The organism is Glutamicibacter halophytocola (genome assembly GCF_001302565.1).
Classification (GTDB): Bacteria; Actinomycetota; Actinomycetes; order Actinomycetales; family Micrococcaceae; genus Glutamicibacter; species Glutamicibacter halophytocola.
In genome coordinates this window covers 1,570,438-1,590,791 of sequence record NZ_CP012750.1, presented here as the reverse complement: position 1 = coordinate 1,590,791, position 20,354 = coordinate 1,570,438, and the positions used below count along the sequence as shown (strand labels likewise).

Here is a 20,354-nt window from a genome sequence, read left to right as displayed (position 1 = left end):
TGGTACCCTTCGTCCACTTGGCAAAAGGTTCAGTGGGACAACTGTCTCATGGTTCGCATATGATCGTGATGATCTATTAATACGAGTTAGTTTATGATTCATTAGAGAATACTATTGAGGGTAAGTTGCAATATGCCCTTTGCACTAAAGACAACTTTACTCAAAGGAAGATAACATGTGGGGATATACAAATAACTCTAACCCTGATTTGCTAGAATTGCATCTAAAATTGGCAAACAAGCTTGCATATTTATCCTGGAAAAGAGTGCAAATCTGGAACAGCTCGACGAGTGTACACGAGTGGTCTGTTGGTAAAAGCGCATTTGCTTTCGACGTTACTTTGTCCAAAGGGGCTATAACTTTAACGCTTGTAGCTCGCGACAAGAGCCTGGCAGCGGAGCTAAAACGTGGCCTCGTCTTGGAATCAATCAAGTTTAAACAAGATATGAAACGTTTAGAGCGCTTTAGTTTGGGAACATTTCAAGTTCTCGACAAGAGTGACCACGAGGGCCAGATTGCGGATATGATAAAAAAGGTTCGCCGCTCTGTCGATTTGACACTTCATGAATCATTTCAATACTTGGATAAAATTTCTGGATTGACTATAAATTATTCTGTCAAATCTGAACGAAAATCAAATCAGCGTCTAATTATAATTTTCACGTCAATTCGCTCAAAACAACATTGGATTGATTTTGATGGTCCTTTAGGCCGCACTCTCCAATCAAATAGAGCCAGAATCGTGTTTATAAACGATGATGCCGCATCTGAATATTGCTACCACATGGCCTTAAATGGGAATACAAGCGTAAATGATGCGACTCTTCGCTTCATCAATGATTACGTAGGCGAAAATGGCTATAGTTGGGATAACGTTACTTTAGCCGGCATGTCGAAAGGTGGGACTGCCGCACTAGTACTCGGATGCCAGCTTCCCAGCTGCGATGTAGTCGCTTTGGCTCCCCAGCTCAGGTTGGGTGAGTATCTCTTAGACTCGAAGAGAGATGCAATAATTTCTACCTTAACCGGAAAGCAATTAAATGAAGGAGCATTCGCGGTTGATAACATAATGTGGGACCTTATAGAAGGTAAGCAAAGCAAAATCGATATTGGCTACTGCTACGTACTAACATCGCTAAAGGACACGCATTGCGTAGAGGGTCTTGACCGATTGCGTGAATTGTTTACAGATCGAAATAAAGGCAACCTGGAAGTTCACGTTGATGACAGCAACTTCACAACAAATCACATCGAAACTGTACTTCATCTCATGCCACTATTCGTGTCATTGCTCGGGATTATCTCGTCAGGGATAAAACCCGCGCTTTCAACGGTCCTGATTTCGGAATGACAGTTTAGCGACAACAATCTGTAGCAATAAAGTTTCGAAAATTATCGATTCCACTACAAAATTGATGGTTCGCAATTGATTCTACTCATAATCTACACGCTTCCGGCGTTGCAGATTGCATAAAACGGTTTATACAATCACGCTCATTTTCGATCCAGTCACTTTGACTAGTCAAGGACAAAACTTTTTACAGATCCAAGGTCTTCTAGGCGGACTTGTCGTCGTAAAATCGACAAGCCTCTATTGGGCTAAGTCCACCCGCCCATTGTCGGACGGGTGGACTTCTCAGTTGAGTTGCGCCTATTCGATGGTCAGCCTTTTAGCGGCCTAACTTTTCTCCTACTTCTCAAGATTCAGCTTGCCAGTCCAGTACGAGTCCGAAGTCAGCTGATCGTAGCCGTCGCGCCAAAGTTGGATATTCTCCTCGTAGGCCGAACGCAGGCGCATGGTGTTTCGTACCAAGCGCAGCGATTCGCGCCAGAACTTTTTCTGGTTGCGACGAACGACGTAGGCCGAGGACTGGTCACCGTTGAGATAGGTGATTTCCTTAGCCCCATAAACCTTGCGGTAGTCATCACGGAATGGCGAAGACAACGTCAGATTTGCATCAGCTTCCTTGCCCAGCGGAAGCAAGTGGCCGTTCAAGGTGGCCAACATTAGCGCGCGTGAATAGCGTGGCTTCTCCCCATGCAGTTCATCTGGCCGTTCCTGGACGGGCTTCCACGCTTCATCCTTGGTCAGTGCCTTCAGGTCGGCACGCCTTCTCGACATGTCTGCATGCTTGTCGAAGAACTTCGGGCCCCGAAGCACATCTTCGAATGCCAGGTTGATGGCAGCAAGCGTGTCGTAATGGAAGCGCATGACATTGCGCATGTAGAAGCTGGCCACCATTTGCTGCAGCTCTGCCCAAGAACGGCGCTTCTCAGGAAGCGACAAGTGGTGAACCAGATGGCTTCGGAAGTCCAGGTACCAAGTCGTTGGCGAAGCCTTGTCAGTGAAGTTCTCCTGAACCGAAGCGACGCCTGGCAGCGAAACGATGTCAAAGTCATTGACTAGCGAGAAGCTCACGTCATCGCCACGCACGAAGAACGGGAATGGCAGGTGCTCAACCTGGTCAACCGGGAAAGCGAAGAACCACCAGCCGGCATAAAGGTCATCTGGTGCGGGTGCAGTGGTCTCGTATTCCATATTGAACACTGCATCGCGGGAACGAAGATCCAGGCCATGGTAGCGAGGCTTGCAGCCAAGCTCGAATTCCGCGCCGTTCTCCCAGATCTGCCACCGGTGCGATGCGTTGATCATCGATCCTGCAACTGCTGTGCGCGGATCCTTCGCGAAGGCCAGCAGCCACCAGGTGCGTGAGAGTGCTTCCATCTGGATCGATGCGTCGTCATCCATGAAGAGGCAGTGGGTTGCTCCGATTTCACGGGCCCGCAGCAAGCCGCGGGTGAAGCCGCCGGCTCCGCCGAGGTTTTCGTTGGCAATGATTTCGACGCCGTCGCCGTCTTTGACCTTCAGCGAATTACCGTTATCAACCACGGTCATGCTGATGTGGTCCTTGAGTTCCGAACCCGCACGGAATTCGCGGAAACGCGAGACAGTGCTTTCAACTTCGGCTTCGCGGCGGAAGGTGGTGACCGAGAGCATCAGCTCAGGTGTCCGCACTGGCTTTGCGGTGGTAGCCCACGCAAAGTCCTCCAGTTCACCGTCCTGCAGGGCCATCAGGTCGAAGAACAGCAGGGATTCATCGGAAGTCGATTCGTCGACGGCAACTGGATGGCTGTACAGGCCATCGATGGTGACAACCTCGCTGACAATCTTGTGCCATGACTTGTGACGGTCAGCCTGGAAGACATTCAGCTGGTAGCGTCCTCGGCCCTTGAGCTGGAGCTCCAAGGGGAGATCGCCGCAGATCCTTTTCCACTTACCGTAGTTGAATACGTTGTAGTAGGTGCTCGTGGAGAGCAGTCCGCCCGGTGCGAACTCCGCCACTCCCCTGCTCAATGAAATGCCGACGGGACCATAAATATGGAAGTGCGCTTCTTGTTCCGTGGAAATCCCTGCTTGCAGCCAGATGCCTGGCTGCACGGGATAAGCGGTGCTTGACTCGGTCATGTCTGGTCCTTCGATCTGTTCCTGCGCAATTGCTGTTGGCGTCGTCATACTCTTGTTGCGTTCCTTACCGGTTTAACTAAGTTCTATGCGTGTCGCTTGAGAATGCTGTCCGATTCGACTCGCTTTGAGCGAGGAACCAAAACATTCTTGTCGAAATTGCCGACGGCTACGAATGCGATGAAGACTTCATTCTCTGGAATATCCACGATGTTGCGGATCTTCTGTTCCTTCTCGACACCCATAGCGGTGTTCAGCAGGCACGAGCCGAGCTCCATCTGGGTTAGGCCCAGGAGCAGGGACATCATAAACAGTCCGCCGTCAACGAACGGCTGATTCCGTTCTGGAGCAAAAAGGAATGCGTCCAGGTCTGCCGTCACCAACAGCAAGCGCGGTGGGGCATTGAATCCGTAGAATCCACCCTGGACGTCCAGGAGCTGCTTGATGGTCTCCGGATCATCGAACTGGTGCACGCGGGCACCCTGGCGGCTGCACACCGATGGGGATTGCATGGCAATCTGCACTGCCGCCGAAATGGCTGCATCGTCCACTGGAGTGTCTATGAATTCGCGAACGCTTCGGCGCCCGTACATGACGTCCATGAATGCGCGGTCATCGTTGGGGGTTTCCACTGGGTCTTCGCGGTGGTTCGCCGCAGGGAATGCGCCGCCCTCCCCTACCCGGCCATTGGCAATGACTTCCAGTGCCTCGTCCGAGAACAGCTTGCGGAAGTGCGAGACATCCGTATTGGTCTCTTCGTTGCGCGCGAAGTACGCCTTCATGACCGAAGCAGAGCTCTGCACGATGGTGTCGTCGGTCTCGAGACCGCGAGTCAGCCAGGCATTCATTTCCTTGGCAAGGCCTGGAATTGCGATGCGGCCGAACCCTGGGCGGAAGTTGCTGTGGGTCAGGCCCTTTTCAATGGCGTGTGCATGGAAGAACATCCGTGCGCGGATTCCGGTCACCGAATCTGCCGAGCGGCCACGGCTAAAGGAACGGACCTGGGATTCAAAGTCGTGCAGCGCCAATCGGCGTGCCTGCTTCGAGAAGCCCTCAACGATTTCGTCATCAGACTTCACAACCGGAGCAGGGGCTGCAGGTGCCTTCGATTTCACTTCCGTAATGGAGATCTCGTGGACCTGGGCGCCAGCCTTCGGGCCGGTGAAGTGCAGTGCACCGAGCATGACTTGGCTGAGGCCGGCTTCGGCCACTGAGAATTCGAATTCATCGGTACGCAGGTTTCCCGAGCTCTCAGCGACGCTTGCCTTGCCGATGACCTTGAATGCCCCGGACTCAGGATTCCTCAGGTGGACGTTGATGCTCTTGGTCTTGGTGGTGGGTGCCCATTGGATCTTGAGTCGTTTTCTCGTGCCTGGAGTCAGCGGTTCTGGAAGGTCCGTCCACACGTGCTTCCCGCGCAAGTCCTTGTCCGCGCCGACACTCAGCGATACGCCCTTGGTTCCCTTGGCAATTGACCAGATGTCGCTGTTGGCCGAGAAGTCCAGATCCAACGTGTGGCTTTGCGACGGGAAGTTCGCCGCGGCGGCGACAGCCTTGCCGTTATCAAGGGCGGCTGAAGACTTCACTGAGGGGTCAAGTGCCGATTCGAGCCATTGCAATGAGTACTGACGGCCCTCCGTGATGTACTTGCGCGCTTTGGCGAAGCTGATTGAACGGGTGACGTTTTTATTCTTGGTGATGGTCTCAACCGTGTCGCTCTCGTAGACCCGGCGAGTGTCGCCGAGTCCCAAGGAGGAGAGCAAGTTCTTGAAGCGGTCAGCTCCGCGCTTGTTGTTGTAGATGGAAGAGAATGGCTTCTCGAAGATTACAGAGAATGCGGTGCCGTGGAAGCTATCGGTAACAACGTAGCTAGCGTCCTGGTAGCCGCGCAGGAAGTTCTCCGGTGCGTCGCTGGCAATGAGTTCTGCCCGAGGTTCGTCAGCCCAGATTTCCTGTGCCGCCTTGCGGCCTTCATCCGGGTTGCAGATCACCAGGATCTTATCCAGCCCTACCTTGTCGGCGATGGCCATCGCCGTGGACTTCTTGTCCGGTGTCGGGTCGAGGAAGAAGACGGCCAAGTATTCGCCCTCAGGAGAGATTGATGCCTTGGCTGCCAGTTCCTTGTAGTGGTCCTGGTCCAGCAGGAATACTGGATCAACTACAAGGTCCGCCTTGGTGCCAAAGATGTCGCGAGCCGTGTCTACCGCGTAGTTTTCGCGGACGGAGATGGCTTTGAACTTCTGGAGGTTCTGCGAGTGCTTGGCGATGAAGCTCGGCTTGAATTTCTCGGTTCCGCGGTTTCCAAAAGAGGTGCCGTACGCAACGCGATTGCGATCAGGCGCAACGAAGTCGAGGAAAAGATCATCGTTCACTCGTCCGATGAGCGGATTCCACAACTGATCGCTTCCGACAACAAACGTGTCAGCCAGTTCGTTGAGCGTGTTGAGCTCCGAGTAATGCAACTGCTTGGTGTACTCGTATCCGGTTCGGCGCGCAAAATCCATGGAGAGGATAGCGTCAGGCCATTGAACTCGGTACCCGTTGTAGCCCACAGGCTCATGAACCATGAGTACCGAGCGGCCTAAGTTTTCGATGGCACGGTTCAAACCGTAATAAGTCAGAATCGATCCGTAATTTTTGCCGTACCACCATCCGAGGACAGCCACATCATACTTTTTCTTCGGATCCACCAAGGGGAATTTCCTCATTCCTTGTCTTACGCATCATGCATGAACTAGTGCGTAACCGCCTTGCGGCTCCGCGGGCTCGCCTGCCGATCGGCCCATTTTGACGAGCCGATTGCAGGTGAAATTTTGGTCTCGGGGAACCACGTTATCAACAAAACTATTCTCAATCCTTTAGACAATATCTGAATGACAATTTGTTTACGTTAAGTACACCTCTCGTTAACCTGGCTTTTATGGCCCGTTGCAGGGGTGTGGTTAGACTGCTTTACATGGATACAGATCTATTAGTTGTTGGGTCCGGTTTCTTCGGGCTAACCATCGCAGAGCGTGCAGCAGACGCAGGCCTCAAGGTCACTGTCATCGACCGGCGCTCACATATTGGCGGAAACGCCTACAGCGAACCAGAGCCAAAAACCGGCATTGAGGTGCACCGATACGGAGCCCACCTCTTCCACACGTCCAATGAACGAGTATGGGAGTACGTGAATCGCTTCACTAGCTTCACCAACTACGTTCACCGCGTTTACTCGACGCATAACAAACAAACCTTCGCGCTTCCTGTTAATCTGCACACGATCAATCAGTTCTTCAACGCCGCATACACTCCTGACGAAGCACGTACTTTAGTAAAGGAGCAAGCTGGAGAATTTAATGTAGAAAATGCTAAAAACTTTTACGAAAAGGGAATCGCCCTCGTAGGCCGACCATTGTTCGAGGCCTTCTTTGCACACTACACGGCCAAGCAATGGCAAACATCCCCTGAGAAGCTTTCAGGGGATATTGTCAGCCGACTTCCAGTTCGCTATAACTATGACAACCGCTACTTCAATGACAAGTACGAAGGCCTGCCAGTCGACGGCTACACGGCCTGGATTGAAAGAATGGCGGATCACCCGAACATTACTGTTCAGCTGAATACTGATTTCTTTGATTCGAGCCAGCCATTCAACAAGAACGACATGGTGGGGCAGGTTCCGATTGTTTACACCGGTCCAATTGATCGCTATTTCGATTACAGCGAAGGCTCGTTGTCCTGGAGGACGTTGGACTTTGAAGAAGAAGTATTAGATGTCGGTGACTATCAGGGAACTCCGGTGATGAATTACCCGGACGCCGATGTCGAATTCACCCGTATTCACGAGTTCAAGCACTTCCACCCGGAACGCAAGGACAGCTACCCGGATGACAAGACCGTCATCATGCGGGAGTTCTCTCGTTTTGCAAGCCACGACGACGAGCCTTACTACCCGGTGAACACGCCAGAAGATAGGACTGGGCTTCTCGCATACCGCGAACTGGCAAAGAAGGAAGAGAACGTCTTCTTCGGCGGCCGGCTGGGCACCTATCAGTACTTGGACATGCATATGGCCATCGGCTCTGCCCTTTCGATGTGGGACAACCAGATTTCGAAGATTGCAGAGACCTTGAAGGTGTCGCAGTAAAGTACAACTAAATGTGGGTGTGCCCGCAGCTAGCAATGTATTGCATGCCAGCTGCGGCCACACCCACATTTGCTGTTTAAAGACGTTCTCCGGCACTCACGCTCTGAACTTAAAAGACGCCCCCGACGCCTTGACCTCGGGATGCAACGGGTTGAGTCCTGCGTTCCCGCGACAAGTGGTATGCCCAGATTAAGGATTTCAAGCCGGAGGCCGAAACATTGGAAATGCTTCTGAAGTTGACGAAAATTGCAGGGCAGCCGAAGCCGTAAACGCATTGTTCGCCCACAAGGAAACGGAAGACTGCGCACGCAAATCAGCATCGGTATTCCAACGCTTAAGAATGCATCGAATCACTGCATAACAGGTCAGGCGATTGATACTGCTACAAGGCGGGTATTTGTCCTTGGCCTAGTGCCTACGCGGCTTCGTCTTGAGTGGAGCCATCGGTTTCCACGAATTATCATTAGCAATTCGTTGACCGTCGCGAAGGCCTTTAAAGAGGTTCGACGTCCCTCGGATAGTTTTTTCAACCAAGATCAGGCGCAGTATTTCTTTGGCGAAGGTGAGCGCCGTACCGAGCGCAAAGGCACCCGGATACCACATCCCGTGGAAACGATAGTATTTCTTGAGTATTGCTCGATTTCGCATGATGTAATAGCGATACGGATCGCTTGAAGCGTTGAAATGGCGAATGCCCAGATCAAGTTGCCTGATGTCGCGCGTACGCCGCAGCACGAATTCATTGACGATAACGGCGGTAGTGACCCGCGATGCCAACCAGCCGTAGAGCTGGTCATCCCAGTAGATGAAGAACCGTGGGTCAGGCAGTCCAATACGACGGACCACATCACGGTGGATGAACATCCCTTCGAAACATCCGGAATTCATCTCTCGATACCCGGTGGCATCAAAGTCGCTTGGCGCAAAAGGAATCGGGATGGCAAGCCGATCAGAGATTCTGTACTGCCAATAGAACTCGCTGCCGTCATAGTCGTAGCGTCGACCCTGGATGACCTGGAAACGTTCTGCCCATTTTCCCATTTTTCCAAGTCCATCTGAAATGACTTCGACATCGTCATCCATCATCCAGATCCATGAAGCGCCTAGTTCATAGGCTTTCTTCACACCGGTGTGGAATCCGCCAGCGCCGCCGGTATTCGTCGGAAGCTTCTCGTAGACGACTTCGGCATCAAGATTATCTGCATGTTTCTGCACGATCTCATGCGTATCGTCGGCAGATGCATTGTCGATAATGACGAGGTGGCCGGGCGCAGGATCCATTGTCTGAATGCTTGCCAGAAGGCGGTCGAGTAGATGCGATCGGTTGTACGTAACGATCACGATAGCAGTGTCAGACGGGGCGAAACTCGTCTTTTCGGTCATCGCCTGGTCTCTCGAATCATCCTTCATAGCAAACCAAGATTATCCCAATTAGTAGATCACAGCGACTTCATGAACTACCTGTGATTAGTAATAACGTAGAATCAACCAAATATTAACCTAGCGTTCACTTGAACGTTTCATGAAATTCGCCTGTGAATTTTCAAACAGTAGCGAAGCTTACCATCGCAAGCTTGAGATTAGCCGAATGTACACCACCAATGATTCCAGCGGATAGCACGTGCTAAAGCTGAACAGTTTCGAGCAGGTCTCCATCGTTAATGAAAGCTCGCTTGCGATCATCGCCCCTACCAGCGGACAGGCGCGCACTGCGCAGCGGACGACTGAGGCACCGCTTTTAGCTTTGCAGTGCCGCCACTCCATCCAGATTCTCACCAGCACCCTTTGGGCTGGCGGCCATCTAGGGCGCTGCATGACAGCAGGGTTCGAACTAGCGCCATAGGGGTGGACAACGCCTGCTCACTACGCCTAGCCGCTGTTTGCTACACCACAGGTGCTGTCCATGACAGGTTGTACCGTGGCAATAATGGCACACCAGCCCAGCAGTGATTCACGGGAAAACTATGCTGGACGCAACCAATCGCGAGGCAAGGACTGCGGAGATTCCAGCGTGGTTTCCCGCCCCGATATGACCGCGAAAACCGAGTTCCCCAGCTTCGCTCGTTGATCGACCGGAAGACACAGCATCTTTGAACGAGCTACTCGCCGGCGCTCCCTCTTCTGGTGCTGGCGAGTACAACCACGCCTCGAGCAAGTCTGAGACCAAAATCGAGCAGCAAGTCTGTGACCGCGGAAGGTCCGCGTCATGGATCCACCGAATCCAGCGCATGATTCCCCCGCCGGTCGCGGTCATCGGCCGTAACGGTGCCCGGAATCCGCGATCACCGGGGTCTGGCATCAGGCGAGGATCGAGTCTTGCTTCCTCCAATTGCGCCACGCGATGATCAAGCACCCCGGACTGGGCTCCTTCGCCTTTCAAGGCCAACAGCTGCACCCCTAGCAAGGAGAATAATGAAAGTAGCCACGACGAGATATGGCAGGGTACCGGAGGAAGCACCGGCAACTCGCACGGCGCTTGACGTCGCGGCGCCACATAACGCTCTAGCGCTGGCATGCCTATCCATAGACCGATCACCTGGAAAACCCTTGGCTGATCGTGCAACGGAGTGCACATGGTGCGGGAGGAAGACTGCGAGTCCTCTTCGGTTCGTCATCTGTACACCTTTTCGGCGCAATACCCGGAAGCTCTGGTGCAGATGTTAAACGAGACAACCCGCCTGCTTGACCTGGCAGTCAGCAGACGGGTTGAGAGGGGCCAGATAATCAATCGCTCATGTTGGACACCGCATCACCAATCGGTTGAGGCGGTCCATGAACAACTTGGCCTATAGCGCAACTCTAGTCTTCGAGGTTGATCTCGCGAGCTACGCTCGCGCCAATGGCAGCGCCGACAACATCGAGAACGCCGGCTGGCAGAGCCGAGTCGATGCTGATGACAGCCAAGGCCTCGGACTTCTTCTCGTCGCGGGAAACCTGCATACCGGCAATGTTCACGCCCTGCTCGCCCAGTACGTTGCCCAGCGAACCGACAACACCTGGACGATCCGCATACCGAACAACGATCATGTGGTCCGAGATTGGGATTTCGATCTCATGACCGTTGATTCCGACAAGCTTCTCAATCTGCTTAGGGCCGGTCAGGGTGCCGGCCACGGCAAGCTGGGTTCCCTCATTGGTGGAGCCCTTGATGGTCAGCTGGTTGCGGTACTCAGGCGAATCCGGGGTGGTGATCAGGCGGGTAGCCACTCCACGCTGTTCTGCGAGCACCGGAGCGTTCACGTAGGAGACCTGCTCCGACACGACATCCATGAAGACACCCTTGAGTGCCGAGAGCTCCAGGGCCTTGACATCAAGTTCGGCGATCTCGCCAGCTACCTCGACGTCAATGCTGGTCAGGGATCCAATGGCCAATGCGTTGAAGATTCGACCCAGCTTTTCAATCAGCGGGATGCCCGGGCGTACATTTTCATCGATGATGCCGCCGGCAACGTTGACTGCGTCTGGCACCAATTCGCCGGACAGCGCCAGGCGAACTGACTTGGCGACGGATACTCCGGCCTTTTCCTGGGCTTCATCGGTCGATGCACCCAAGTGAGGAGTAACGGTGACGTTGTCGAACTCGAAGAATGGAAGATCGGTGCTCGGTTCCTTGACGAATACGTCAATGCCGGCGCCAGCAATTTCCTTGTTCTTCAATGCTTCGTAAAGTGCCGCTTCATCAACCAGTCCACCGCGGGCAACGTTGACCACGTAAGCGGTGTCCTTCATCTTTGCGAAAGCATCCTTGCCCAGCATGCCCACGGTTTCCGGGGTTCTTGGCATGTGGATGGTGATGAAATCTGCTTCAGCCAAGAGCTCGTCAAGCGGCAGCAGGGTGACACCAAGCTGTGCAGCGCGTGCTGGGGTGACGTATGGGTCATAAGCGACGATTTCCATGCCGAAGCCCTGCAGGCGAGCTGCGACGAGGGCGCCAATGCGGCCCAGGCCGATGATGCCGGCCTTCTTCTCGAAGAGTTCAACACCGGTGAAGGAGCTGCGCTTCCATTCGCCGTTCTTCAGCGAAGCGTTGGCTGCTGGAATTCGGCGAGCCAGTGAAACAATATGCCCGACTGTCAGCTCGGCTGCCGAGATGATATTCGAGGTAGGAGCGTTCACCACCATGACACCTGCCTGGGTGGCAGCCTTGATGTCGACGTTGTCCAAGCCAACACCTGCGCGTGCGATGACCTTCAAGTTCTTCGCTGCATCAATTGCTTCTGCATCCACCTGGGTTGCAGAGCGAACCAGGATTGCATCTACATCGGCAATGGCTTCGAGGAGCTGAGAGCGGTCCGCACCGTCAGTCTGACGAATTTCAAAGTCGGGACCGAGTGCAGCAACGGTTGCAGGGGAAAGTTGCTCGGCCAAAAGTACGATGGGCTTAATGTCAGACACGGGTGTGGCACCTTTGCGATTTCATTGGGCTGATGCTTGCAAGACAGCAGCTTCAATAGCCTGCCGTCGAATCAAGCGTAACCCTATGCATCCTTCGTTTTGGTGCGAAATCACGCATGTTACGCAGTGAAAACCCTACTTTGTGAAAACTTTCACTTATTACATAGAATGTGACGAGCCTAGCTTCAGCTCACCAGTTTCCCCGCACTCCTGTCCTGCTTCTGAATGCCCTCAAGCCCGCAAATTCCTCAAACCCAGTAGGCTCTCAATTGGCCCTGAGGACGAAAAATATGAAGCTCAGGAACTCCTCCCTTTCGCGCAGCGCATCCGGGACAATCTCCTGCGGCGCGTCCTTGGAATAGGGCGGTTCCCAGATGCGCTCAATGGAGTACCCCGCATCAATCATCGATGAAACCATGACGTGCAAGGGATGATGCCAATACGTCAGTTCAGCCGCATGCCCATTCAAAGTCACTTCGTCACAGTATTCGGTGACCTTGAAGTAGTCGGAGCCCTTATGGTTCCACGGATAGAGAATTGGATGATTGACCGACAAGATCAATCGGCCCTTGGGTTTCAGAACGCGTCGAACCTCTTCAAGGGCGAATGACCAGTCAGGCAGATAGTGAAACACCAAGGAAGAGACGGCATCGTCAAAAGAATCTTCTCCATAGGGAAGCGGCTCCCCCAGCCGGGCCGCTCGCAGATCGACTGATGCGCCGAGCCGTTCCCGTGCCAATTCCAGCATTTCAACACTGGCATCAAATCCTGTCACCGATGCCCCGCGGGATATCAATTCCCCGGCCAATGGGCCAGCACCACACCCAATGTCCAGGATCTCGCGGCCTGCGACGTCAGCGGCCAATTCCAGCATGGCTGGCCGTTCATAGTAGGCATTAAGCAAACTGGATTCATTTTCCATGGCGTATTCCTTGGCGAACGAATCATAATTGCTGGCTGCCATCTTTATATCCCTTGTTTGGATTACTTTTCGCCGAGTGTAACAACAATCGAGGCGCATAATACACCATTGAATACCGCCTCTCGACGACGTGTCCAGCCCCAGATGCTGCACTGAATGACCCATCGAGGCTGTAGCCGACGACTCGCTACTTTGGACTTTTCCTAACCGTCTCCTGCCCAGTGCTCACACTGCTGGTTAGAGAGGCTGGAAGCTGATTCAGAAAGGTTCATCTCAGCACCCCACCGGTGAGCGCAGCCATAGCAGAACTCCCGTTCAGCAATTCACGTCGATTCCTTTTACCCAATGAAGGAATTGCTCCCTAGAAATGACCCGCCGCCAGCGCGCCTGGAAGGCCATAGATTCACAGCCTAAGAACATTGAATTACCCGTTTCATAATTTCACCTAGGGCAACTTTTGCGCATAAAATTCCACCCAATAATATCGCTAAAAATAATCCACCTCGCGAATCAGATAATCACCCAATACCACGATTCATTACGAAGATATCCACCGGAAAATATTGTGGTGAATTGAAAACGATGATGATTGCCTCAGAACGAGTACCGACGTCGCAACAGCGCAGTCCATCCACTGGTCCGCCAACTTGGAAGAACGTGCAAACCTCGACCAGAGGCTTGGCACCATGTCTTGAACATGCCGATGAAGCCGGTGTCAAATCTGACATGGAGCATCCGGACACCTTCCGCTCAACAAGTGGCACAAGGCGATCAAGAGCTGGATTCAAAAAACCGGTACTTCCACCAAAAAGAATTCTCTAGTTACTCAAAAGTAAGAACGGGTAATCGACCGGCCCATTGAATACGGTGTAGTTCATAACTGCCAAACGGCTCGATGTTGAGCAATTCAGGTCGCAATATATAGGATTTAAAACTTTGTTGACGAAACCTATTCGTGTGTATACGCTGACGGTTACAACACTCGCATAGAAGCTGGGTAGAACAGCAAAAACTTGGGGCACGTCGTTCTCTCTTGGGGATTGAACGACAAGTATTACCGGACGTTTCATTAATGATGAACAGTTCGGCGGCAGGTCACGCTTAAACGCGCTCTCAAGAACTAGTCTTCCCAGCTTCACACTAAAATTTGGGGAAATCTAGTGTTTGGCAATCCTGTTGGGGACAGAATTGCGCGCCGACGTAGACGTCGCCGTGACCAATTAATGAGGACCGTTCTGCGTTCAAAAACGTACAGGACATCATCCGTCGCGATTCTCGCATTCACTCTGATCGCTGCTTCAGGCGCGGCCGCTTCACCAGTACCTGCAAAGCAATCAACTGCGGCACAGGTTTCGAGCGAAACGACTTCCTCGACGGAAGCCAGGCCGTCCGATCCGGCCACGGTTCAAAGCACATCCAGCTCCGACGAGCCAGAAATGCCGATGCCAACCGCGGAGGAAACCTTGCGGCTGGCTGAACCAACGGCCAGTGCATCGGGCACGCCTGATTCTGCTACCGTCCCTTCTGAAAATCCTGACCCGACGTTGGCCACGACCGCACCGGTCGAGCCGTCGGCGACGCCATCGCTGACGCCATCGGCAACATCATCGGCAACCGCCAAAAGCCAAAAATCGGTGACCCGGGTCGAGATCACGAAGGAATCCTCGACTCAATCCCCCACCGCGACCGCTGCAGCTTCGCCGAGCGCCTCGGCTACGGCTGAACCCAGCCCGTCCTCGGCGGCCAAAGAGAAGCAATTAAGCGTCGGTGCGGCTGCAGCCACATGCAACGACGCCCAATTCGGCAATTCAGTCATCGGAAATTTTGAAATCGATGGGAATCTCTGCTCGAACCTTGTAGATGACTGGACCACAACCCTTACGGGTCCGACGGCCAACGACGGGGTTTCTGACTCTACGCAATTCACCAACGGTGTCAGCGAAGGAGACTGGCCCTGGAGCACGAGCCAAACCAGTGGCGTCAACACCGCAGGTGACAAGTCCGACGTGCACAATGTCTACGCCTTGCAGCGCACCGTTGGCAATCAAGTCTATGCATACCTCGGCTTCGAACGAGCCACAGGCAATGGAACCGCGCAGCTCGTTGTGGAACTCAATGCCCTGGGCAATTCGCCGAGCACGTCTCCGTCCCCGCAACGAAGCACCGGCGACCTGCGGCTTCTGGTTAACCAGAATGGGCAGAACGATCTGGTTCTGACCCGTGCCGATGTCTGGGCATCCACCGGGGCAACCAGCGGTACATGGAACGCCTTGCCAAACCTGGCCGGATTCACCGGTAAGGCAAACAACGGCATCATCAAGAATTTCGCCGGAACAGCCAATCTTGAAAAAGGGCTCTTTGCGGAATTTGCGCTGAATTTGACCGCGCTGTTCGGCCAGGCGGATTGCAGCGGAAACTACGGGACACTGAACATTCGCTCCAGTGCTTCTGGCGACACCTCGGCCCTCAAGGATTGGGTCAAGCCGATCTCCCTGGCCATCCCGAGCACCTGCTCAAGCGTCGTTGTTGACAAGACCTGGGTCATTGACGGACAAAGCTACGACAATGGCGAGCAACCGGAGGGATTCAACGCAACACTGGGACTTACCGGGCAGAACTCGGCACAATTTGGCACTGAGTATTCCAAGAAGAGCAACAACACGCGCTATCAGGCGGGAGAGTCCGTTACGGTGGCCGAGTCTGATGTTCAGCTCCCCCAAGGATGCGATTACCAAGCATCCGGGGATCTCGGGCAGCATGCTCTTGCCGTTGGCAAGAACAGCTACTTGGTGACAAATACGGTGACCTGCACGCAACTGACATTGATCAAGAAAGTCATTGGCGACGCCGAGGCTGATAGCTGGACGCTGAAGGCCATAGGTCCCACTGCCCTGGCAGGCAGTTCCGGAAGCGACTCGGTAACAGAAGCACCGGTTTCACCCGGCGACTACACCTTGTCGGAGTCAGGTGGAACACCCGGCTACCAGCTCACCAATATCGACTGCGGAAGTTCGCATCCTGTTTCGGAGGCCCACGGTGTGAGCATCGCTGCGGGAGACAAGGTCACGTGCACCTTCACGAATACCGCCGAAGTCGCATTGACCGTAACAAAGACCTGGATAGTCAATGGCGAGGAATACGCAAACGGGGAGCAGCCCGTTGGCACAGCGCAGCTCAGCGTTGATGGGGCCGAGAAGGAATTCGGCACGGAGATCAACGGCTACCTCGTCGGCGACGACGTGGTTGTCGAGGAAACCGTCTCAGATCTTCCGGACTTGTGTTCCGTCCTGACATCCATCGACGGTGTCGAGACCGACCAAGCAACGCACACGATGACGGTTTCGCCAGATCCAAACGTCGTTGAGGTTGTCAATACGGTGGACTGCGTGCAACAGCTGACACTGCTCAAGGAGCTGGATAATGACGACTTCTCCGGCACCTCGAAGGTCTCTGATTGGACGCTGGCTGCAACCAATACCGCAGATCCTGCCATCTCGGCTTCAGGCGTGACAGGCCAACCGGCCATCACCGAGGCACAGGTGCCTGCGGGAAGCTATGCACTGGCCGAGTCCGGTCCCGCCGGATACGAGGCAGGCGCATGGAATTGCACCGGAACCGGTGAGCAAACCGGAGAAACCATCTCATTGGAACTGGGCCAGCAAGCCACCTGCACCATCGTCAACACCGCCAAGCCAGGCTCAGTGACGTGGACCAAGACCGACGCGCAGGATCGCCTTCTGGCCGGCGCCACGTGGACGCTCACCGGCCCGGTTGGCGACGACTCTCAGTCAGTGGAAGTCGCTGACTGCACCGAGGATCCCTGCACGGGAGCGGACCGGGACTCAGCTGCAGGCAAGTTCTCCATCGAGAAGTTGGCCTGGGGCAATTACACCCTGGTCGAATTGTTGGCACCTCCTGGTTATCAGCGAGATGACACCATCAATGAATTCACTGTTCAAGGCACGGCATTGCAGGTTGAACTTGCTGCCGTAGTCAATGAGCAGCAGGTTGGTCCGGTTCTACCGCTCACCGGCGGTTTCGGACGTGACCACGTTTATCTTCTAGGCGCGGCGATCCTGATCTTGGGGTTGAGCGTACTAGGAGGCAGGTTCTGGAAGGCTCGGCGCGATCGCTTGATCCGCTAGTTGAAAGAACCGCCGCATAAGCCGCGGTACCGGTATTACTTGGGGGCCGGTACCGCAATCATTCGCAATTCGTTATGAGGAGTAATTGTGTTCAGCGAACAACGACTCGGCAAGTTGATTGCCGGAGCAAGCGCGCTAGCGCTGGCTGGGGCGGGGTTATTGGGGGCCACCGCCGCTGCTGCCGACGATGCACCGGGCATTGATTCGGGCATGACCGGTTCCATTAGCATCCACAAGTCCTCGGCTACGCCGGGCGAGGCGGGCGATGGTAATGAAATCACTCCTGATCCAGGCTTGGACAAGGAACTGGCCGGGGTTGAGTTCACCTTGCAGCAGGTGCTGCATGATGGATCACCCATTGATTTGAGCACCGCCGAAGGCTGGGAGCTCTCGGAGGCAGTGACATCTGCCGGAAGCGCGCCATCGCTTCCCTCCGCTGAATACACGCTGGGAGCAAGCACAGCGACGACAACGGATGCCTCGGGGGTGGCCACATTCTCCGGCTTGAATTTGGGACTGTACCTGGTCACCGAAACCAAGTCCGGCGATAACCTGATCAGCCAGAAACATGATCCGTTCTGGGTAACTGTTCCATATCCCAATGAGGATGGGTCATGGAACTACAACGTTCACGTGTATCCGAAGAACCTGCTCAATGAAATCAACCTGAGCAAGACGGTGGACGACACCGCTCAGCTGCTGGGCGACAACGTCACGTGGACGCTGGAAACGACTGTTCCCGCTTCTGATCTTCCCTACGAGTCATTCACCCTCGCTGACGTGCTTCCTGCGCAATTGACCTTCGTCTCCTGGGGCGCGCTTTCGCTCAATGGCGCACCTCTGGATGCGGCCGATTACGTAATCTCAGCCGACAATACCGAGATTTCGTTGACCGCTTCCGGACTGGCAAAGCTTGATAGCGCCGGGGAAGCCACCTTCAGTATCGACTTGGTTACCACGGTCAACGCCATCCCCGAGGACGGGAAGGTCGTCAACGAGGCAAGCCTGACCATCAACGGGACTACCGTCAAGGATCCAGCCAACACCAACTTGGGCACCATCAAGCTCATCAAGACGGATGAAGGCGACCAGATTCTGGCCGGCGCAAAGTTCGAGCTCTACGCCGAAGCACCAGTAGATGGTGAACCGACTGGTGATCCGATCGCCACTGCCACGACCAATGACAGCGGCGAAATCGTCTGGCAGGTCCACGTGGGTATCGATGATGATCTCACCGAAACCTATTGGGTGCGGGAGACCGTTGCTCCGGCAGGATTTGTTCTTCCTGCCAATCCGTGGTCCGAGGTCCCCGCAGTGGATGCAGGTGCCACCGCCGAGCTCACAGTAACCAACCACAAAGCCGACGGACCGGATCTTCCACTGACCGGTGCACAAGGCACCTTGCTATTCACGCTGGCAGGTATCGGCCTCATGGCTGTAGCCGGTGGTGCTGTATTGGTACAGCGGCGAGCACGCCAGCGCCGCGCTGAGTAAACCACGACCAGCAAATTCATGCTGGCAGGCCGCAGAAGTGGGAGGACGAGGATTAATCGTTCTCCCGCTTCTGCGGTTTAACTCCCGGCAAGAGCTTGCCAAGTTCGCCATGATCATAGTCCGCACCTGAGAAGAGGAGCATTCCATGTCCGCAGTGGACCAGAAGGACACGAACACCACGAAGGCTCCCCGGGGCTGGAAAGTGCCAGTCGCGACCTTGGCTATTGCGAGCGTATTTCTTCTTGGCGCGCTGACACTGCTTTATCCATCCACTGCCAGTTGGTTTGCCCAGTACAACCAGTCCAAGACCATTGGCATGATCTCCTCCGAAATATCAGAAGATGAACCGGATTGGTTGCAGGCAGAGCTGGACAAGGCACACGAGTACAACCAGCAACTTGTCGGAGGCGCGCTGCTCTCCCCCGCCAGCAATGTGCCGACCAGCGACGGGCGCCAAGGCGATAGCCAGTCCTACGATGAGCTGCTCAAGGTATCTGATGATGGCCTGATGGGACGCTTGAGAATTCCAGCGATCAACGTGGACCTGCCCATCTACCACGGCACCGATGCCGCAACCTTGGAGCGCGGAGTCGGGCATCTCGAAGGAACAGCTCTGCCCGTGGGCGGCATCTCCCAGCATTCGGTGCTCACAGCACACCGGGGCCTTCCAGATGCAACGCTGTTCAATGATCTTCCAAAGCTGAAAATCGGGGATACCTTCACCATTGAAGTGCTCGGAGAAGTCCTCTCCTATCAAGTAATCGAAACCCAAACTGTGCTCCCGGATGAAACCAAATCCTTGGTTCCCCAATACGGGAAAGACCTCACCACGCTGGTAACTTGCACTCCGCTAGGCATCAATTCACATCGAATGCTCGTCACAGCCGAACGCATTCTGCCCACGCCAATTGAAGATCTCAACGCCCTGGGCAAGGCGCCCGACATTCCAGGTTTCCCCTGGTGGTCCGTGTTTGACGGGGCCGCCGTGCTGGCAGCCGCAGCCTGGGTCTATTTCGCCGGACGCAATCCTGGTGTGAAGCGGCCATGAGCATTCATGATGAGAATCAATCTTGGCAAGGCCCGCTTTTTCCATTTATCCGGTGGCGTGGATATTCACGAGTGAAGAATTGATCCTTTCGTATTAGAATCAATACTGGAACATTCAAGTTCTTCACTCGTACTCTGAATCATGAGGAAAAATGACAAACATTGTTAGGCGCTTGCTTGCTGTCATCGCAGCCTGCGCGCTCGCTTTCTCAGGTGTCGCAGTAGCATCGGCAACACCGCTACCGGCGTCAGCGCCGAGCATCGGTATCGTGGCAGCAAAAAAGTCTGCACCGGTCACCATCAAAAAAATCGGCAACAAGACCGTCAAGGGCAATGCCAAGGCAACTATCAAGCCAAGCTACGCCAAGGCCAAGAACGTCAAGATCAAATCAGCTGTCCTGACAGTCACCAAGGGCAAGAAAACCGTTGCCAAGAATAAGAAGTCAGCCAAGGTAGCTGCGGGGACTTACAAGGTCAAGACCACCGTAAAGTACCAGCTCAAGGGCAAGACCTCAACGGTATCCAAAACGCAGACCTTGACTGTGAAAAAGGCAGCTGCCAAGCGCTCGGTCAAGATGAGCGGAAAGTCCTACAGCTGCCCCTCAGGATTCCCGGTCAAGGGAAACCGGACAGGTAGCAAGAATGAGTGGAAGTACCACGTACGCGGCGGAGCGTACTACGAACGGACAAAGCCTGAAGAGTGCTTCAAGACTACTGCCGATGCGCGCAAGGCAGGCTACCGGGCTTCGAAGCGCTAGC

Annotated in this window: 12 protein-coding genes; 6 read left to right on the top strand and 6 right to left on the bottom strand. The window is 54.3% G+C overall.

Annotated features, from left to right (window positions below; translation table 11 throughout):
* The first annotated feature begins 175 nt into the window (after positions 1-175).
* Positions 176-1,351 carry an alpha/beta hydrolase gene (locus AOZ07_RS07345; RefSeq protein WP_060701412.1) on the top strand — a complete coding sequence of 392 codons (1,176 nt, stop codon included), beginning with the start codon at positions 176-178 and terminating at the stop codon, positions 1,349-1,351.
* A gap of 339 nt (positions 1,352-1,690) precedes the next feature.
* Here AOZ07_RS07345 and AOZ07_RS07340 read toward each other — a convergent pair whose 3' ends face one another.
* Both AOZ07_RS07340 and AOZ07_RS07335 read right to left on the bottom strand, forming a co-directional pair.
* Positions 1,691-3,514 carry a glycosyltransferase family protein gene (locus AOZ07_RS07340; protein WP_060701411.1) on the bottom strand — a complete coding sequence of 608 codons (1,824 nt, stop codon included), beginning with the start codon at positions 3,512-3,514 and terminating at the stop codon, positions 1,691-1,693.
* 35 nt (positions 3,515-3,549) lie between these two features.
* The gene (locus AOZ07_RS07335; protein WP_207758472.1) at positions 3,550-6,153 is read right to left on the bottom strand and encodes a polysaccharide pyruvyl transferase family protein; all 2,604 of its coding nucleotides are present in this window, start codon (positions 6,151-6,153) and stop codon (positions 3,550-3,552) included.
* 266 nt (positions 6,154-6,419) lie between these two features.
* Here AOZ07_RS07335 and glf point away from each other — a divergent pair, with 266 nt between their 5' ends.
* Positions 6,420-7,592 (top strand): UDP-galactopyranose mutase, encoded by a 1,173-nt coding sequence (gene glf / locus AOZ07_RS07330; protein ID WP_060701409.1) that lies wholly within the window; start codon positions 6,420-6,422, stop codon positions 7,590-7,592.
* A gap of 408 nt (positions 7,593-8,000) precedes the next feature.
* Here glf and AOZ07_RS07325 read toward each other — a convergent pair whose 3' ends face one another.
* The 4 genes from AOZ07_RS07325 to AOZ07_RS07305 form a co-directional block, all read right to left on the bottom strand.
* Positions 8,001-8,975 (bottom strand): glycosyltransferase family 2 protein, encoded by a 975-nt coding sequence (locus tag AOZ07_RS07325; RefSeq protein ID WP_060703358.1) that lies wholly within the window; start codon positions 8,973-8,975, stop codon positions 8,001-8,003.
* Positions 8,976-10,391: 1,416 nt separating this feature from the next.
* Positions 10,392-11,987, bottom strand: a complete 1,596-nt coding sequence (gene serA / locus AOZ07_RS07315; protein ID WP_060701407.1) for a phosphoglycerate dehydrogenase — start codon at positions 11,985-11,987, stop codon at positions 10,392-10,394.
* A gap of 265 nt (positions 11,988-12,252) precedes the next feature.
* Entirely contained in the window at positions 12,253-13,062 is an 810-nt protein-coding gene (locus AOZ07_RS07310; RefSeq protein WP_335334228.1) for a class I SAM-dependent methyltransferase, read from the bottom strand.
* A 1,252-nt stretch (positions 13,063-14,314) separates the two neighbouring features.
* Positions 14,315-14,563, bottom strand: a complete 249-nt coding sequence (locus AOZ07_RS07305) for a hypothetical protein (RefSeq protein WP_194943831.1) — start codon at positions 14,561-14,563, stop codon at positions 14,315-14,317.
* On the opposite strand from AOZ07_RS07305, the gene AOZ07_RS07300 reads away from it, so the two are divergent.
* The 4 genes from AOZ07_RS07300 (at position 14,544) to AOZ07_RS07285 (ending at position 20,353) form a co-directional block, all read left to right on the top strand.
* Entirely contained in the window at positions 14,544-17,054 is a 2,511-nt protein-coding gene (locus tag AOZ07_RS07300) for a SpaA isopeptide-forming pilin-related protein (protein WP_060701404.1), read from the top strand. The two genes, AOZ07_RS07305 and AOZ07_RS07300, sit on opposite strands and share 20 nt — an antisense overlap.
* Before the next feature lie 87 nt (positions 17,055-17,141).
* A complete protein-coding gene (locus AOZ07_RS07295; RefSeq protein ID WP_060701403.1) occupies positions 17,142-18,548 on the top strand; it encodes a SpaH/EbpB family LPXTG-anchored major pilin in 1,407 nt (468 codons plus the stop codon).
* 145 nt (positions 18,549-18,693) lie between these two features.
* Positions 18,694-19,596 (top strand): class C sortase, encoded by a 903-nt coding sequence (locus tag AOZ07_RS07290; protein ID WP_060701402.1) that lies wholly within the window; start codon positions 18,694-18,696, stop codon positions 19,594-19,596.
* Positions 19,597-19,864: 268 nt separating this feature from the next.
* A complete protein-coding gene (locus AOZ07_RS07285; RefSeq protein WP_236995289.1) occupies positions 19,865-20,353 on the top strand; it encodes a sunset domain-containing protein in 489 nt (162 codons plus the stop codon).
* Position 20,354: the final 1 nt, after the last annotated feature.

Excerpts from the sequence above, each read along its gene's own strand:
- AOZ07_RS07325 (WP_060703358.1), bottom strand. The coding sequence starts at position 8,975 with ATGACCGAAAAGACGAGTTTCGCCCCGTCTGACACTGCTATCGTGATC.
- glf (WP_060701409.1), top strand. The coding sequence starts at position 6,420 with ATGGATACAGATCTATTAGTTGTTGGGTCCGGTTTCTTCGGGCTAACC.
- AOZ07_RS07340 (WP_060701411.1), bottom strand. The coding sequence starts at position 3,514 with ATGACGACGCCAACAGCAATTGCGCAGGAACAGATCGAAGGACCAGAC.
- AOZ07_RS07290 (WP_060701402.1), top strand. The coding sequence starts at position 18,694 with ATGTCCGCAGTGGACCAGAAGGACACGAACACCACGAAGGCTCCCCGG.
- AOZ07_RS07345 (WP_060701412.1), top strand. The coding sequence starts at position 176 with ATGTGGGGATATACAAATAACTCTAACCCTGATTTGCTAGAATTGCAT.